This is a genomic window from Amycolatopsis sp. NPDC059027, from assembly GCF_042739735.1.
In the GTDB taxonomy this organism is placed as follows: domain Bacteria; phylum Actinomycetota; class Actinomycetes; order Mycobacteriales; family Pseudonocardiaceae; genus Amycolatopsis.
In genome coordinates, this window is record NZ_JBHYIK010000088.1 from 19679 (window position 1) to 35002 (window position 15324).

Genomic DNA, 15324 nt, shown 5'->3' on the forward strand with positions numbered 1-15324 from the left:
CCCCAAGCCCCCCACTCCCCCACCCACCGACTCAGAGTCCCTCAATGTGGCATTCACGGACCTTCACCGGGCCCAGTCGGGGACCCAGGCGTCGGCAGCGGACGTCGCCTGGTGCCGGGAGTGGAGGTAGTCGAGGAAGCTCGCCAGGACGGGGTGGGGGTTGTCCGCTCGCCAGACGACCCGGAGCGGGTAGACCAGGACCGGGTCGACGATCGGGACGCGGCGCAGGTCGTAGCTTTCCGGCCAGAGATAGCGCGTCCCCTCGCCGATGAACGTGGCGCGCGAGGGTGACGTGGCGATCTCGGCGAGACGCGTCTCGATCCCGAAGACCGGCCCGGTCATGTCGATCGTGAGCCCGAACGCCTTCGCCAGATCCTCGTAGTAGCCGATCGGCTCATCGGTCATCCCGGGCATCCAGATCGGGTGCCCGGCGAGTTCGGCAGGGGTCACGGCCGAGAGGCCCGCCAGCGGATGCCGGGGGCCGACCAGGATTTCGTGCCGGTCGTCGATGACACGCGCCGACCGCAGCCCGGCCGGAGCCCTGAGCCCGAAGTCCCGCAGGGAACGGAAGGTGGCGTCGATGGTGCCCGCGCTGACCTCGGCCAGCGCCGTCGGGGCGTCGGAGCTGGTCAGGGCGACGACATCCAGCTCGATGTCCGGATGTTCCTGGTAGAAAGCGCGCAACACGGTGGAAGGCGCGACACGACGGCTGACGACGTCGACCCGCAACGCCCGGCGCCCCGGAGTCACGGCCGCGGTGGCGCGCTCGGCGGCGCGCAGAAGCTCACGGGCGTGGGGGAGCAGCGCCTGCCCGTCGACGGTGAGGCGCGCGCCCCTGGCCGTCCGCACGAAGAGTTGGACGCCGAGTTCCCGTTCGAGGTTGGCGACTCGCCGCGACGCCGCTTGCTGGGTGACTTCCAGTTCGTCGGCGGCGGCTTGGAACTGGCCCGTGTCAGCGACGGCGAGGAAGGTACGAACCGCGACGAGATCCACGGAGAGAACGTAGCGCCACAACGTTCTGTTGTGACACGCCGCTCGATCCGTTGTTGGTGCCATCGCCCGCCGATCGGCTTCCCTTTCCCCGGAAACAGGGGGTGGACATGGGCCGGGCGTTCGGGTGGTTGTGGGCCGCGTACGCGGTCAGCGCGTACGGGACCGGGCTCGGGTTCGGCGCGTTCTCGGTCGTCGCGATCGTGGTGCTGCACGCGGGCTCGGCGGAGGTCGCGGCGTTGTCGTCGTCCGGGCTCCTGATCGGGGCGTTGCTGGCGGTCCCGCTCGGGCCGTGGATGGAGTTCCGTGCCAAACGGCCGGTCATGATCGTGACGGACGTCGTCCGCTTCGCGGCGTTGGCGACCCTGCCGCTCGCCTACTGGCTGGACGTGTTGTCCTTCGCGCAGCTTCTGGTGATCTCCGTCGTCACCGCGGCGGCGAAGATCGCGTTCACCGCCGCCGGCGGCGCGTATCTCAAGACGATCGTCCCCGCCGACAGGCTTCTGGTGGCCACCAGCCGGTTCGAGTCCACCACCTGGTCGGCCACGGTCGTCGGACCGCCCGTGGGCGGCGCCGTCATCGGGCTGCTGGGGCCGGTGGCGACCGTGGTCATCGACGCGGTGAGTTACCTTCTCTCGGCGCTCGGCATCATCGCGATCAGGCAACCCGAGCAGCCCGCGCCGCCGAAGACGTCGACGCGTCGGTGGAGCGACATCGTCGAGGGCTGGCGGTACATCCTCGCCCACGACACGCTGCGCCGGCTGTTCCTGAACACCATGCTGGTCAACGGGTTCATCATGGCCGGTGAGCCGCTGTTGTCGGTGCTGATGCTCTCCCACCTGGGATTCGGAGTCTGGGAGTACGGGCTGGCGTTCGCCGTTCCGTGCATCGGCGGCCTGATCGGCTCACGGCTCGCCCGCCGCGTCGTCGCGCGCTGGGGTGAACAACGGGTGCTGCGGGTCTTCGGCACGCTGCGCGCCTGCTGGCCGCTGGGACTCGCGTTCATTCAGCCGGGCGTGGCCGGGCTGGGGATCGTGATGGTCACCGAGTTCGGGCTGATCGTCTGCGCGAGCCTCTTCAGCTCCGTCTCGTCCGCCTACCGGTTGAACCACACCGAAACCGACCGGCGCGCCCGGGTGCTCACCGCGTGGTCGATCAGCACCAGCACGAGCATCGCGGTGCTCACCATGTCGTGGGGTCTCCTGGCCCAGCTCACCGGGCCGCGAGCGGCCCTCGCGCTGGCCGGGATCCTGTTGCTGGGCACGCCTTTCCTGCTGCGACGCCGGTCGACGCCGAACGTGCCCGGCGTTCGACCCGGGAAAAGGCAGAGGGGGCGCCAGGAGAGACGCCCCCTCAAGTGCTGATCACCCGGCTTTGTCCTGGTGGTGTACCGACAACGCGACGAACGCCAGCATGGCGAGCTGGCCTCCGATCGTTCCCGCCGTCGCCCACGTCGGAAAGGTCGCGGGGACCACTTCCAGGGTGAGCACGGGACCGAGGACGGCCCCGAGCACGACCAGCGCGTCGAGAATCGTGACGAGCAGTCGTCGGGTCTGGCTCGACGGCACCGCCATCTCCGCCTTCACCTCGGACGTCTCGATCCTGACGCGTGCGAACCGGGTCGGTGTGTCTTCCCGGTCCGTCCTTACTCCCTGGGGCGTGGACTCCTCCGCGCCCGCGATTTCGGTACCCATGCGTCGTACCCTTTCCCACTGTTTCGCCGGGTCAACGGCCTGATGTCAGCCATCGAGCCCGGCGATCTCGCCGGCAACCGGACGGTGCGGCGCCCCCGCGTCGCAGCAGTCGTCCGGTCTTGCCCTCGCACGGGGAAGTGAGTGGTCGCACTTCCGTGGCGCCGTCGCATGGAAACGGTCCTGTGTCAGGGCTTTGCCCGCTCGGGAGGAACGGACCGGCTGAACTCTACGGTCAGCCTGGACAAGATCACAACCCATCGCGCACATATTCGCTGCAAAAAATGTGGAGAAACCGTGGTTGATCTGCCACGATGAGGCTGCGGCACGCTGTCGCAGGGAAGGAGCGGCATGACCTCCGCCGAGAAGACCGAGACCGGGCGTCCCGCCGCCGTCGAACGCGTCAACGTCGCGCTGATCGCCGAGGCGGCCGGCGCGCTGGGCAAGCTTCAGGAGCGCACCGGCCTGAAAAAGGTCGACCTGGTCAACCGGGCGCTGCTGATCTACGAGTTCGTCGACGCCGAACTGCGGGCGGGCAACCAGGTCCTGGTGCGCGATCCGGACGGGCGGGACCAGCTGGTCAAGATCTTCATGTGACTGTCCCGGCCTGCCGGGCTTTGGAGGAAAGCACAAAGAAGACGGCCGTTCTCCGGGGTCAGGTTTTGTACTCCGGCACTGTTGGCGCTGTGCCGCTACTTGGCGTCTACTGGAGCATCGACCCTGTGAAGGAGCTCCAGCGTGGATTTCCTGCGGCCCGCTTCCCTCGCCGACGCACTGGCCGCGAAGGCCGGACATCCCGACGCGGTGCCCATCGCGGGCGGCACGGACGTCATGGTGGAACTCAATTTCGACCACCGGCGCCCGGCTGCGTTGCTGGATCTGAACCGCGTTCCCGAACTGGCCGACTGGTCCACTTCGGACGGCCAGGTCCGGCTCGGCGCGGGCGTCCCGTACACCCGCGTGATCACTGAGCTGGGTGAATTGCTGCCCGGTTTGGCGATGGCGTCGCGGACCGTCGGATCGCCGCAGATCCGCAACCGGGGCACGGTCGGCGGCAACCTCGGCGCCGCTTCGCCCGCCGGGGACACGCATCCCGTGCTGCTCGCGCTCGGCGGCCGGGTCGAAGTCGCCTCCGTGCGGGGGAAACGGACGTTGGCCGCCGAGGACTTCTATCGCGGGGTCAAACGCAACGCGCTCGAACCGGACGAGCTGATCACGGCGATCCTCCTGCCCGCGGCGGCGGGTCCGCAGCAGTTCGCCAAGGTCGGGACACGCAACGCGATGGTCATCGCGGTCTGCTCGTTCGCGCTGTCCCTGCGGCCCGATCGGGCGGAGGCCGGCGCCGCGATCGGCTCCGCCGCACCGACTCCGTGCCGGGCGCGGGCGGCCGAAAGGTTCCTCGAAGCGGAGCTGGCCTGGACGTCGCGGGCGCCGCTGACGGACTCCGTGAAACGCCGTTTCGGCGAGCTGGTGGCCGAGGCCGCCTCGCCGATCGACGACGTCCGCGGCAGCGCCGCGTATCGCAGGCACGCATTGTCGGTCATGGCCCGGCGCACGCTGGGCTGGGCCTGGGACGAGTTACGGGGGAGTGAACGCTGGTGCGCGTGAACGTGACGGTCAACGGCGAGCGGCGGCAGGCCGACGACGTGTGGGAGGGTGAGAGCCTGCTCTACGTGCTGCGCGAGCGGCTCGGCCTCCCCGGCTCGAAGAACGCTTGTGAACAGGGCGAATGCGGCTCCTGCACGGTGTATCTCGACGACGTGCCGGTGTGTTCGTGCCTGGTCGCGGCCGGGCAGGCCGAGGGCCGCGAGGTGCGCACGGTCGAGGGACTCGCCGACGGCGGCACCCTGCACCCGGTCCAGCAGTCCTTTGTGGACGCCGGGGCGGTGCAGTGCGGGTTTTGCACACCGGGTCTGGTGGTAGCCGCACACGACCTGCTGAACCGGGTGCCGGAGCCGAGCGACGAGGAGATCCGCGAGGCGCTGGCCGGGAACCTGTGCCGCTGCACCGGGTACGAGAAGATCCTCGACGCGGTGCGGCTCGCCGCGAAGGGAAGTGTCGCATGAGGACGGTCATCGAGAACGCCGCGATCGCCACGGTCACCGGTCCCGAGTACGACAAGGGCCACGTCGTCATCGAGGACGAGCGCATCGCCGCCGTCGGTGCGGGCGCGGGTCCCGCCGAGGCCGACCGGCGTGTCGACGCCTCGGGCTGCCTGGTCACGCCCGGCCTGATCAACACCCACCACCACCTCTACCAGTGGGCCACCCGCGGGATGGCCGCCGACCACACGCTGTTCGAATGGCTCACCGCGCTCTACCCGGTCTGGGGGAACCTCGACGCCGCGATCACGCACACGGCCGCCACCGCCGGGCTCGCGCGGCTGGCCACGACCGGCTGCACCACCGTCGCCGACCACCACTACGTCTTCCCCCGCGACGCGGGCGACCAGGTCGAGGCGCTCGCCTCCGCGCGCGAGCGGATCGGCGTGCGGCTGCACGTCGTGCGTGGCTCGATGGATCGCGGTGAATCGCAGGGTGGGCTGCCGCCGGACAACCTCGTCGAGGAGACCGAGGCCGCGTTGCTCGGTACCGAGGACGCCATCGACCGCTTCCACGACACGTCCCCGAACGCGCACGTCCGGATCGCCGCGGGCCCGTGTTCGCCGTTCACCGTCACCGAGCCGTTGATGACCGGAGCTGCGGAGCTGGCTCGCCGCAAGCAGGTCCGGCTGCACACGCATCTCGCGGAGACCGTCGACGAGGAACGGCAGTGCCTCGAAGAGAACGGCTGCACCCCTGCCGAGTACGCCGACAAGCTCGGCTGGCTCGGCGGCGACGTCTGGCTCGCGCACACCATCCACCTCGCCCCCGAGGCCATCCGCCGCCTCGGCGCCACCGGGACCGGGGCGGGCCACTGCCCGACGTCGAACGGCCGCATCGGCGCCGGGATCGCGCCCGTGCGCGAGCTTCTCGACGCGGGAGTGGCGGTCGGGCTCGGGGCGGACGGCGCGGCGTCCAACGAGTCCGGCGGGCTGGGCGAGGAGCTGCACCAGGCGCTGTTGCAGGCGAGGCAACGCGGCGGGCCGCGTGCGCTGACCACGCGCGAGGCGTTGTGGATGGGCACGATGGGCGGGGCGCGCTGCCTCGGGCGGGAACGCGAACTCGGCTCGATCGAGCAGGGCAAACTCGCGGATCTCGTGGTGTGGGACCTGAACGGGCTGCACTACGCGGGCATCGAAGACCCGGTGGCCGCGCTGGTACTGGGCACGACGCCACCGGTGCGGCGGCTGTTCGTCGGCGGGCGCCAGGTGGTGAGCGACGGCCTGCTCGACCACGCCGACGAGCCGTCGATCGCCCGCGAACTCGCCGCGGCGAGCGCCCGGCTGCGGGAACGGCGATGACCACCACGGAGGCGGCGGCCGGGACCGCGAGCGGGGTCGGTGCCAGCCCGCAGCGGCCCGACGGCGTCGGCAAGGTCCGCGGCGAGTTCGCCTACGCGTCCGACCTGTGGCACGAGGACATGCTGTGGGGCGCGACGCTGCGCAGCCCGCATCCGTACGCGCGCATCACCGGCATCGACATCGCGGAAGCACTTGCGGTGCCTGGGGTTTACGCCGTGCTGACGCACGAGGACGTTCCTGGCGTGAATCGCTACGGCCTCGAACACGCCGACCAGCCGGTGCTCGCCGACGACGTCGTGCGCTACCAGGGCGAGCCGGTCGCGCTCGTCGCCGCCGACCACCCGGAGACCGCGCGCCGCGCGATCGCCCGGATCTCCGTGACCTACGACGTGCTGGCCCCGGTGACCGACGCCGAATCCGCCGCCGCCGGGGAAGGGGCACGGCTGCACGCGGACGGGAACGTGGTGCGGCACATGAAGGTCCGGCGCGGCGAGCAGGACGCGCAAGCCGACGTCGTCGTCTCCGGCGTCTATGAGGTCGGCATGCAGGACCAGGCCTTCCTGGGCCCGGAGTCGGGGCTTGCCGTGCCGGACACCGAAGGCGGCATCGACCTTTACGTGGCGACGCAGTGGTTGCACGTCGATCAGCAGCAGATCGTCGCGGCGCTGGGCCTGCCGGTGGAGAAGGTGCGGCTCACGCTCGGCGGGGTCGGCGGCGCGTTCGGCGGCAGGGAAGACCTCTCGATGCAGGTGCACGCCTGTCTGCTGGCGTTGCACACCGGCAAGCCGGTCAAGATGGTCTACAACCGCGAGGAATCCTTCTACGGCCACGTCCACCGCCATCCGGCGAAGCTGTACTACGAGCACGGCGCGGATCGCGACGGGCGTCTGGTGTACGTCAAGGCGCGCATCTACCTCGACGGCGGCGCGTACGCGTCCTCGACCGGCGCGGTGGTGGCGAACGCGGCGACACTCGGCATCGGACCGTACACAGTGGACAACGTGACGGTCGATTGCTGGGGTGTCTACACGAACAACCCGCCGTGTGGCGCGATGCGCGGGTTCGGCGCGGTGCAGGCGGCGTTCGGCTACGAGTCCCAAATGGACAGACTGGCCGAAGCCTGCGGCCTCGACCCGGTCGAACTCCGCGTCCGCAACGCGATGAGCGAGGGCTCGACCATGCCGACCGGGCAGATCGTCGACTCGGCCGCGCCGGTCGCGGAGCTGCTGGACCGGGTACGGGCGATGCCGATGCCTGCCGGGAACGAGGAATTCGACCTGCGGCGGCTGCCCGGTGGTGTCTCGAACACGACTCACGGCGAGGGCGTCGTGCGCGGGGTCGGTTACGCGGTGGGTATCAAGAACGTCTGTTTCTCCGAAGGGTTCGACGACTATTCGACCGCGCGGGTGCGGCTGGAACTCGTCGGCGGGGAACCGGCCGCGACCGTGCACACCGCCGCGGCCGAGGTCGGCCAGGGGCTCGTCACGGTGATGCAGCAGATCGTCCGGACCGAACTCGGCGTCGAGCGGGTGACGATCCTGCCGATGGACACGTCGATCGGCAGCGGCGGCTCGACGTCGGCGTCCCGGCAGACCTACGTCACCGGCGGCGCGGTGCGGGCCGCGTGCACGGCCGTGCGGGGCAAGCTGACCGGGCACGCGCGGGAAGTCCTTGGCGTGGCGGGAAAGCTGCGGCTCGCCGGAGGGAAGGTCGTCGCGGCGGACGGCCGGGTCCTTGCCGATCTGCCCGAGGTGCTGGCGGACGTGGCGTTCGATGAGACGGTGGAGTGGCGGCACCGGCCCACCGCGGCGGTCGATCCCGAGACCGGGCAGGGCACCGCGCACGTCCAGTACGCGTTCGCCGCGCACCGCGCGGTGGTCGACGTCGACATCGAACTCGGGCTGGTCAAGGTCGTCGCGCTGGACTGCGCGCAGGACGTCGGCAAGGCGCTCAACCCGCAGGCCGTGCTCGGCCAGATCCAGGGCGGCTCCGCGCAGGGCCTCGGGCTCGCGGTGATGGAGGAGATCCAGATCGACGGCGGCAGGATCCGCAACCCGTCGTTCACCGACTACCTGATCCCGACCGTGCTGGACATGCCGCCGATGACGATCGACGTGCTGGAGCGCCCTGACCCGCACGCGCCCTACGGGTTGCGCGGGGTCGGGGAACCGCCGACGATCTCCTCGACACCCGCGATCGTCGCGGCGATCCGCGCGGCGACCGGTCTCGCGCTCACCCGCGTTCCCGTGCGGCCGGAGCATCTCACCGGAACGGGGAACACACGGTGAACGTACGGTCAATTACTTGTGCAAGTATTTGACTGTGTGATCGGGGTGCGGTCTACTGGGCGCGCTGTCCCCGGGGCGCTACTCCGAGATCGAAGGCCGTGTGCATGACCACTGTGGAAATGGTGCTGCGGCTGGGGACCGGGGTGGGCCTCGGCGTCGTCATCGGCGTCGAACGGCAGTACCGCGCACGGATGGCGGGCCTGCGCACGAACGCGCTCGTCGCGGCGGGTGCGACGCTGTTCGTGCTGCTCTCGTCCTATGGTTTCGGCGGGCTCGCGGGGACGGCGGACCCGACGCGGGTCGCCGCGCAGATCGTGTCCGGTATCGGCTTTCTCGGCGCGGGCGTCATCCTGCGGGACGGGCTTTCGATCCGCGGCCTGAACACCGCCGCGACGTTGTGGTGCTCGGCGGCCGTCGGTTCGCTGGCCGGAGCGGGGCTGTACTCGGTAGCCGTGGCCGGGACGGTCGTGGTCGTCGCGGTCAACCTGGCCTTGCGCCCGCTGGGCCGGGCGATCGACCGCAGGCCGGAATCCGGCGACGAAACGCCGTCCGTCTACGACTTCCGCGCGGTGACCCGGGACGATTCCGAGGCTCACGTGCGCGCGTTGCTGGTCCAGGCGCTCGGCCGGACCGACTTCCGGCTCGCCTCGGTGCAGAGCAGCAACACCGAGACCGAAGGGCTCGTCGAGGTGCGGGCCGAGCTGTCGGCGGAGCAGCGGGACGACAAGCAGATGGAGTCGGCGGTGAGCAGGCTTTCGCTGGAGCCGTCGGTCACCAGCGTGCGCTGGGACGTTCGCAGCGAGGCCCCGGAACCCAAGAACGGCGAGTAGCGCGACGTTCCGTGAAGGCCTCCTTCACAACCCTGAGCGCCGGTAAGGAGGCCTTCACGGCCTGGGGAATACGCCGATGATCATGCCGGTTGGCGGAAGTGTGGTGGGTGCGATGAAGGCCGTCGTCAGGACGGCCGCAGGTGGTCCCGAGGTTTTCGAGCTGGTCGAACGTCCGGTGCCCGAGCCGGGGCCGGGCGAGGTCCGGGTGCGAGTGCACGTCTCCGGCGTCAACCCCACGGACTGGCGGAGCCGTCAGCGTGAGCTGCCCGCCGGGATCACCGAACAGGTGCCGCATCAGGACGGCGCCGGGGTGATCGACGCCGTCGGCCCGGACGTCGACGCGGACCGGATCGGGCAGCGCGTGTGGATCTGGGAAGCCGCGTGGCAGCGGGCCTGGGGCACGGCGCAGCAGTACACGCTCGTCCCCGACCGGCAAGCCGTCGCCCTGCCTGACCACGCTTCGTTCGAACTCGGCGCTTCCGCCGGGATCCCGGCCCTGACCGCGCATCGCGCGCTGACGGTCGCCGACGGTGGACCGGGCCGGATCGCACCGGGCGCCCTGCGCGACACCACCGTCCTGGTCGCGGGCGGTGCGGGCGCGGTCGGCAACGCGGCCATCCAGCTCGCCCGCTGGGCGGGCGCGCGGGTGATCACCACGGTCAGCGGGCCCGCCAAGGCCACGCTGGCCCGCGCGGCGGGCGCGGATCACGTGATCGACTACCGCGCGCGAGACGCCGTCACGGAGATCCGGGCCGTCGCGCCGCAGGGTGTGGACATCATCGTGGAGGTCGCGCCCGCCGCCAACGCCGCGCTCGACGTCGCGGTCACCGCGCCGGGCGCCGTCATCGCCTTCTACTCGGGCAACGCCGGGGAACCGCTTTCCGTGCCGGTGCTCGAAACGCTTCCGTCGAACCTGCGCTGGCAGGGGGTTTTCGTCTACACCGTCCCGGCGATGGCGAAGGAGCACGCGGTCGCCGATGTCACGGCGGCGATGGCTGCGGGCGCCTTGCGAGTCGGGGAAGAGGCCGGATTGCCGCTCCATCGCTTCCCGCTGGGTCGGCTCGCGGACGCGCACAGCGCCGTCGAACAGGGCGTCGTCGGGAAGGCCCTCGTCACCGTCCCCTGACGGCTCATGCCTCGGCGAGGAGACGGCGCGCGACGTCCACGACGGCGGAGCCTGCGATCGCGATGGGTTCGGTGCTGCGCAGCGAGCGGCTCAGCACGAACGCGCCTTCGAGGCTGGTGACCAGCGTCATCGTCAACGTCCGCGCGGCGTCCTCGCCCAGCCCGAACTGCCCGAACCGCTCGGTGCCCGCCTTGAGCCACGCCTCGAACACGTCCGCCGTCGCGATCCGCAGCTGTTCGTTGGTGCTGGCCACTTCCAGCGCCACGGTCGCGATGGGGCAGGCGTCGGCGTAGCCGGTCTCGCGCAGCGTGGCCGCGGCGCCCGCGAAGGCCGCCTCGATGCCGCTGACCAGGTCCGGCGCCGGTTCGAGGAAGATTTCGAGCACCTGGATGTACATCATCCCGGAGGTGCGGATGACCTCCTCGCCGAGCTGCTCCTTCCCGCCGGGGAAGAAGTGGTACAACGAGCCGAACGGGGCGTTCGCGGCCTCGACGATCTGCTTCACGCCGGTGCCGGTGTACCCGTTGCGCCGGAACAACTCCGCGCCGGCGGCCATGATGCGGTCCTTGGTCCCTGCCACCCGCTCAGGATACGCCCACGCTAGAGCGGTCTATCAACTCCAGGCTGGGCCGGGGTCTTCGGCGTCGTCGCGCAGCACCGTGCCCTCGATGAGCCCATACGGCCGATCCGCGGCGTAGAAGACCTCGTTGTCGTTCGTCAGCCCGAACGGGGCCAGATCGACCAGGAAGTGGTGCTTGTTCGGCAGGGAAAGCCGGATCTCGGCCACTTCGGGACGTGCGCGCAGCGCGGCCTCGCCCATCGCGTACAACGTCTGCTGGAGTGACAGGCTGTGCTTGGTCGCGAACGTCTCCAGCATGACCCGCCGGATCTCCTCGTGCGCCGCCGCCCAGTCGATCCCGTCGTTCTGATAACGCCAGCGCGCGGTGACGGCGGTGGCGAGGATGCGGTCGTCGGTCTCGGCGAGCGTCGTGTACTGGTCGCGGGGGAAGCCGTGGAACTCCGAGCCGGTGGATTTCAGCACGACGAGACCGTCCACACCGGACACCACCCACGCGCGGCCGTCTTCCACGGTGACCGTCGTGGTGCGGCTTTCCCCGCCGGAGCGGGTGAACGCGTGGTCATGTCCGGTGTTGCCGACAGGGATGCGGTCCCAGCCGTGTTCGGCGATGGCGATACGCGCGCCCGTGATCTTCTCGGTTGTCGCGACGAAATGCCGGGCCAGCCGCAGCGCGAAGTCCTCGATCTCGCCGACCGGCTGCTGCTTCGCGAAGGCGTAGACGGTGTTCTTCTGCGTGTCGGTGGCGAGGACGGCCGAGTTGTCGCCGGTCAGATGCGTCGCGGCCAGGTCGCCGCGCAGGGCCGTCGACACGGTGAGGTCCTTGAGGTGGTGCACCGGCCCGTCCCGGCGCACCGTGACCAGCCGGACCTCGGCCTTGCCGTACTGGTTGGGGCCCAGCGAGACGGCCACGATCAGCTCCCTCGGTAGGTCGAGTACGCGTACGGGCTCAGCAGCAGTGGCACGTGGTGATGCGCCGAACCGTCGGCGACCCGGAAGGCGATCGTCACCTCGGGGAAGAACGCGTCCTGGCCGAGGTAGGCGCCGGTCTCGAAGAGCAGCCGATAGGTCCCGGGCGCGAGGGTGTCCGGGCCCAGTTCGCGGACGCGACCGTCGTCGTCGGTGCGGCCCTCGGCGACGGGGCTCCAGCCCGCGACGTCGTGGTGTTCCAGCCGGACGGCGATCCCTATGGCCGGGCTGCCCGCCGCCGTGTCGAGGACGTGCGTGGTGATGAGACTCAAGACGTCACCGCCTTTTCCAGCCGTAGCCTGCCGATTTTCGCGAGTTCCTCGCCCGCTTTGCGGAGTTCGGTTTCGGGGTCGTTGCGGAGCCGGTGCACGAGGTCGGTCAGCAGCTCCTCGCCGTCACGGCCGTTCGCGCACACCAGGTAGACGTGGCCGAACCTGGCCTTGTATTCGGCGTTGGCGCCCGCGAACGCCTCCGCGGCCGCGTCGTCCACACCGGACTGTTCCGAACGGGACCATTCGGCCGCGTCGCCGTTTTTCGCGGGTTTCTCACCGATGCGGGGATGCGCGGACATCGCGTCGCGGATCTCGCCCGGCATCAGGGGTGTCACCTGGTCGGCGGCCGCGAACAACGCGGCGAGATCGGGGTACGGCCTGCCCGCGAGCAGTGTGTCCACCCAGCGGGGTACCGCCAAACAGGCGGTCAGCAGCGGCCGGACCCGGGCGGCGTCGGCGGTGTTGAACGCGGCGAGGTCGGTCGGCACGGAACCGACGTTAGCAGGCTCGGGCTTGATCGGCGTGCCATTCTGGACCGGGAAAACCCGTGCGGGGAAGGGATTCGCGGATGGAGCTGGTGGTACGCGCGGCGCGGGCGATCACCGAGGACGGCGAGGTCGCCGCGAGCATCGGTGTCGATGGCGGCCGGATCGTCGCGCTCGAACCCTTCGACGCGCCGCTGGACGGCGATCGGGTGCTGGGCCTCGGCCCGGACGTCGTGCTGCTGCCCGGCCTGGTCGACACGCATGTGCACGTCAACGATCCCGGCCGCGCCGAATGGGAGGGCTTCGAGACGGCGACGCGGGCCGCGGCGGCGGGCGGGGTCACCACGATTGTCGACATGCCGCTCAACAGTCTTCCGCCCACGGTCGACGTCGCGGCGCTGGAGGTGAAGCGCCGGGCCGCGGCGGGACGGGTGCACGTCGACGTCGGGTTCTGGGGCGGTGCCATCCCCGGTAACCGCGCCGAGCTGCGAGGGCTGCACGAGGCCGGAGTGTTCGGGTTCAAGTGTTTTCTCCTGCATTCCGGCGTCGACGAGTTCCCGCCGCTGGACGCGCGCGGGCTGGCTTCGGCGATGGGGGAGCTGGCCTCGCTTGGCGCGTTGACGATCGTGCACGCCGAGGACGCGCACGAGATCGACAGCGCCCCGGAACCACACGGGCCGGAGTACGCGGACTTCCTGCGCTCGCGCCCGCGCGTCGCGGAGAACACGGCGATCTCGCAGGTCATCGAGGAGGCTCGCCGGGCGGGGGCGCGGGCGCACATCCTCCATCTGTCCTCTTCGGACGCTTTGGCCCTGCTTGCCTCCGCGCGGTCCGCGGGTGTCGCGGTGAGTGCGGAGACGTGCCCGCACTACCTGACCTTCACCGCGGAGGAGATTCGCGACGGCGCCACGCAGTTCAAATGCTGTCCGCCGATCCGTGAGGCGGCCAATCGGGAGCGGCTGTGGCAGGGGCTCGCGGACGGCGTGATCGACTGCGTGGTGAGTGATCATTCGCCGTGCACGCCGGAGCTGAAACGCTTCGACAGCGGGGATTTCGGGCTGGCGTGGGGCGGGATCTCCAGCCTGCAGCTCGGGTTGCCCGCGGTGTGGACGCAGGCACGGCAACGCGGGTTCACGCTCACGGACGTCGTTCGCTGGATGGCCGCGCGTCCCGCGGCGCAGGCAGGCATGCGGCGCAAGGGACGGCTGGCCGTGGGCTGCGACGCCGATTTCTGCGTGTTCGCACCGGATGAGGCCTTTGTCGTGGACGTCGCGAAACTGGAGCACCGCAACCCGGTGAGCGCCTACCACGGGCGTCCGCTGGCCGGCGTGGTGCGGAGTACCTGGCTGCGCGGGGCCTCGGTCGGCGAGGAACCGCGTGGGATGCTGCTGGAACGTGGGAACTGCTGACCTGGAGGCGAACGTGCCGTACGACCGTCCGGAATGGACAGCTCAGCCGGATCTGGCCTCGCGCCGCTTCGGCGGGACCGTGATGTGGGCGACCGACGAGTTGTTCGCAGAGAAGGAGAACCTGGTCAACCCGTGGAAACCGGAGCATCGGCCGGAAACCTTCGGGCCGCGGGGCCAGGTGTACGACGGCTGGGAGACCCGGCGGCACCGCTCGCCGGGCGACGACCAGGCCGTGCTGCGGCTGGGGCTGGCCGGCGTGGTCTCCGGCGTCGTCGTCGACACGGCGTTCTTCAAGGGGAACTATCCGCCGTTCGTCTCCGTCGAGGCCTGCGCTGTCCCTGGGTACCCGTCCGCTGCCGAACTGTCCGAAGTGGACTGGGACACCCTGGTGGACCGGGCGCCCGCCGAAGGACACACGGAGAACCTCTTCGCTGTGGGTGGTACCCGGCGCTACACGCACGTCCGGCTGACCATGCACCCGGACGGCGGCGTCGCGCGGCTGCGGGTGCACGGCTCGCCGGTGCCGGATCCGGCGCTGCTGGACCCCGGCGCGCTGGACCTGGCGGCGCTGGAGAACGGCGCCGAGTGCACCGGCTGCAGCAACATGTTCTACTCGTCGCCGAGCAACCTGTTCTCACCCGGCTTTGCCGCACACCAGGCCGAAGGCTGGGAAACCGCGCGCCGCCGCGACGACGGCAACGACTGGGTGACCGTGCGCCTCGGGGGCGCCGGCGTCGTCCGCTTCGTCGACCTGGACACGAGCAACCTCAAGGGCAACGCCCCCGGCTGGGCCGCACTGAGCGGCCGCGACGGCGACGGCCCCTGGCAACCGGTGCTGCCGAAGACCCGCCTGCAACCCGACACCCGCCACCGCTTCGCCGTTCCCGGCTCGCCCGAGATCACCGAAGCCCGCCTCGACATCTACCCGGACGGCGGCCTCGCCCGCCTCCGCCTCCACGGCGCCCTCACCCCCCAAGGCCGCGCCACCCTGGAAACCCGCTACCGCGACACCACTTCCTGACCCCCCCTCGCGCCTAACCCCCTCCCCCACCCTCCCCAAGGGGGGCAGCCCTGCAACAGTCTATCGCCCCGGTACGACAAAACCCCGGCGATCGGACGTGGGGCCGGAGATTGTCCACATGCGACCTGTGCTGTGGATGGCTCCGGAAACCCTTACGGGACAAGGAAATCTCGATGCCCGGGCGGGCGGGGTGTCGCGAGCGGTCCGTTCGTGCGCTTGGTGTCCGTGAATGCCACATTGAGGGACTCAGAGTCCCTCAATGT

The 15324-nt window shown here is 70.5% G+C and carries 16 protein-coding genes; 10 read left to right on the plus strand and 6 right to left on the minus strand.

Annotated features, from left to right (window positions below):
* Positions 1–63 precede the first annotated feature (63 nt).
* Positions 64–993, minus strand: coding sequence for a LysR family transcriptional regulator (locus tag ACFWY9_RS39215; RefSeq protein WP_378327365.1), 930 nt, complete (start codon positions 991–993; stop codon positions 64–66).
* 107 nt (positions 994–1100) lie between these two features.
* On the opposite strand from ACFWY9_RS39215, the gene ACFWY9_RS39220 reads away from it, so the two are divergent.
* Complete coding sequence (locus tag ACFWY9_RS39220) at positions 1101–2354, plus strand: MFS transporter (protein ID WP_378327364.1); 1254 nt, start codon at positions 1101–1103, stop codon at positions 2352–2354.
* Here ACFWY9_RS39220 and ACFWY9_RS39225 read toward each other — a convergent pair whose 3' ends face one another.
* Positions 2355–2684 (minus strand): hypothetical protein, encoded by a 330-nt coding sequence (locus ACFWY9_RS39225; RefSeq protein ID WP_378327363.1) that lies wholly within the window; start codon positions 2682–2684, stop codon positions 2355–2357.
* Between the two features lie 348 nt (positions 2685–3032).
* On the opposite strand from ACFWY9_RS39225, the gene ACFWY9_RS39230 reads away from it, so the two are divergent.
* The 7 genes from ACFWY9_RS39230 to ACFWY9_RS39260 all read left to right on the plus strand — a co-directional run bounded on the left by ACFWY9_RS39230 (position 3033) and on the right by ACFWY9_RS39260 (position 10328).
* Positions 3033–3278 (plus strand): hypothetical protein, encoded by a 246-nt coding sequence (locus ACFWY9_RS39230; RefSeq protein ID WP_378327362.1) that lies wholly within the window; start codon positions 3033–3035, stop codon positions 3276–3278.
* Positions 3279–3419: 141 nt separating this feature from the next.
* The gene (locus ACFWY9_RS39235; protein WP_378327361.1) at positions 3420–4289 is read left to right on the plus strand and encodes an FAD binding domain-containing protein; all 870 of its coding nucleotides are present in this window, start codon (positions 3420–3422) and stop codon (positions 4287–4289) included.
* Positions 4280–4747: a (2Fe-2S)-binding protein gene (locus tag ACFWY9_RS39240; RefSeq protein ID WP_378327360.1), complete on the plus strand. Its 468-nt coding sequence runs from the start codon at positions 4280–4282 to the stop codon at positions 4745–4747. Before ACFWY9_RS39235 ends, ACFWY9_RS39240 begins: the two co-directional genes overlap by 10 nt.
* Positions 4744–6084, plus strand: coding sequence for an 8-oxoguanine deaminase (locus tag ACFWY9_RS39245; protein WP_378327359.1), 1341 nt, complete (start codon positions 4744–4746; stop codon positions 6082–6084). The genes ACFWY9_RS39240 and ACFWY9_RS39245 overlap by 4 nt, the downstream gene beginning before the upstream one ends.
* Positions 6081–8372, plus strand: a complete 2292-nt coding sequence (gene pucD, locus ACFWY9_RS39250) for a xanthine dehydrogenase subunit D (RefSeq protein WP_378327358.1) — start codon at positions 6081–6083, stop codon at positions 8370–8372. Before ACFWY9_RS39245 ends, pucD begins: the two co-directional genes overlap by 4 nt.
* 104 nt (positions 8373–8476) lie before the next feature.
* Positions 8477–9202, plus strand: coding sequence for an MgtC/SapB family protein (locus tag ACFWY9_RS39255; protein WP_378327357.1), 726 nt, complete (start codon positions 8477–8479; stop codon positions 9200–9202).
* A gap of 76 nt (positions 9203–9278) precedes the next feature.
* A complete protein-coding gene (locus tag ACFWY9_RS39260) occupies positions 9279–10328 on the plus strand; it encodes an NADPH:quinone reductase (RefSeq protein WP_378341264.1) in 1050 nt (349 codons plus the stop codon).
* 4 nt (positions 10329–10332) lie between these two features.
* On the opposite strand, the gene ACFWY9_RS39265 is transcribed toward ACFWY9_RS39260, so the two are convergent.
* The 4 genes from ACFWY9_RS39265 to uraD are packed head-to-tail and all read right to left on the minus strand — an operon-like array spanning position 10333 to position 12634.
* Positions 10333–10884 (minus strand): TetR/AcrR family transcriptional regulator, encoded by a 552-nt coding sequence (locus ACFWY9_RS39265; protein WP_378327371.1) that lies wholly within the window; start codon positions 10882–10884, stop codon positions 10333–10335.
* 57 nt (positions 10885–10941) lie between these two features.
* The gene (pucL, locus tag ACFWY9_RS39270) at positions 10942–11817 is read right to left on the minus strand and encodes a factor-independent urate hydroxylase (protein ID WP_378327355.1); all 876 of its coding nucleotides are present in this window, start codon (positions 11815–11817) and stop codon (positions 10942–10944) included.
* A gap of 2 nt (positions 11818–11819) precedes the next feature.
* Positions 11820–12146: a hydroxyisourate hydrolase gene (gene uraH, locus ACFWY9_RS39275; RefSeq protein ID WP_378327354.1), complete on the minus strand. Its 327-nt coding sequence runs from the start codon at positions 12144–12146 to the stop codon at positions 11820–11822.
* Positions 12143–12634, minus strand: coding sequence for a 2-oxo-4-hydroxy-4-carboxy-5-ureidoimidazoline decarboxylase (gene uraD, locus ACFWY9_RS39280; protein WP_378327353.1), 492 nt, complete (start codon positions 12632–12634; stop codon positions 12143–12145). The genes uraH and uraD overlap by 4 nt, the downstream gene beginning before the upstream one ends.
* An 80-nt stretch (positions 12635–12714) precedes the next feature.
* Between uraD and allB the strand changes: the two genes are divergently transcribed.
* Both allB and alc read left to right on the plus strand, forming a co-directional pair.
* A complete protein-coding gene (gene allB / locus ACFWY9_RS39285) occupies positions 12715–14040 on the plus strand; it encodes an allantoinase AllB (protein WP_378341265.1) in 1326 nt (441 codons plus the stop codon).
* A gap of 1 nt (position 14041) precedes the next feature.
* Positions 14042–15061: an allantoicase gene (gene alc / locus ACFWY9_RS39290; protein WP_378341266.1), complete on the plus strand. Its 1020-nt coding sequence runs from the start codon at positions 14042–14044 to the stop codon at positions 15059–15061.
* The last annotated feature ends 263 nt before the right edge of the window (positions 15062–15324 follow it).

Coding starts and splice junctions, on each gene's coding strand:
- ACFWY9_RS39230 (WP_378327362.1), top strand. CDS start 3,033: ATGACCTCCGCCGAGAAGACCGAGACCGGGCGTCCCGCCGCCGTCGAA.
- ACFWY9_RS39265 (WP_378327371.1), bottom strand. CDS start 10,884: ATGGCCGCCGGCGCGGAGTTGTTCCGGCGCAACGGGTACACCGGCACC.
- ACFWY9_RS39255 (WP_378327357.1), top strand. CDS start 8,477: ATGACCACTGTGGAAATGGTGCTGCGGCTGGGGACCGGGGTGGGCCTC.
- ACFWY9_RS39220 (WP_378327364.1), top strand. CDS start 1,101: ATGGGCCGGGCGTTCGGGTGGTTGTGGGCCGCGTACGCGGTCAGCGCG.
- pucD (WP_378327358.1), top strand. CDS start 6,081: ATGACCACCACGGAGGCGGCGGCCGGGACCGCGAGCGGGGTCGGTGCC.
- ACFWY9_RS39260 (WP_378341264.1), top strand. CDS start 9,279: ATGATCATGCCGGTTGGCGGAAGTGTGGTGGGTGCGATGAAGGCCGTC.
- allB (WP_378341265.1), top strand. CDS start 12,715: ATGGAGCTGGTGGTACGCGCGGCGCGGGCGATCACCGAGGACGGCGAG.
- ACFWY9_RS39225 (WP_378327363.1), bottom strand. CDS start 2,684: ATGGGTACCGAAATCGCGGGCGCGGAGGAGTCCACGCCCCAGGGAGTA.
- ACFWY9_RS39245 (WP_378327359.1), top strand. CDS start 4,744: ATGAGGACGGTCATCGAGAACGCCGCGATCGCCACGGTCACCGGTCCC.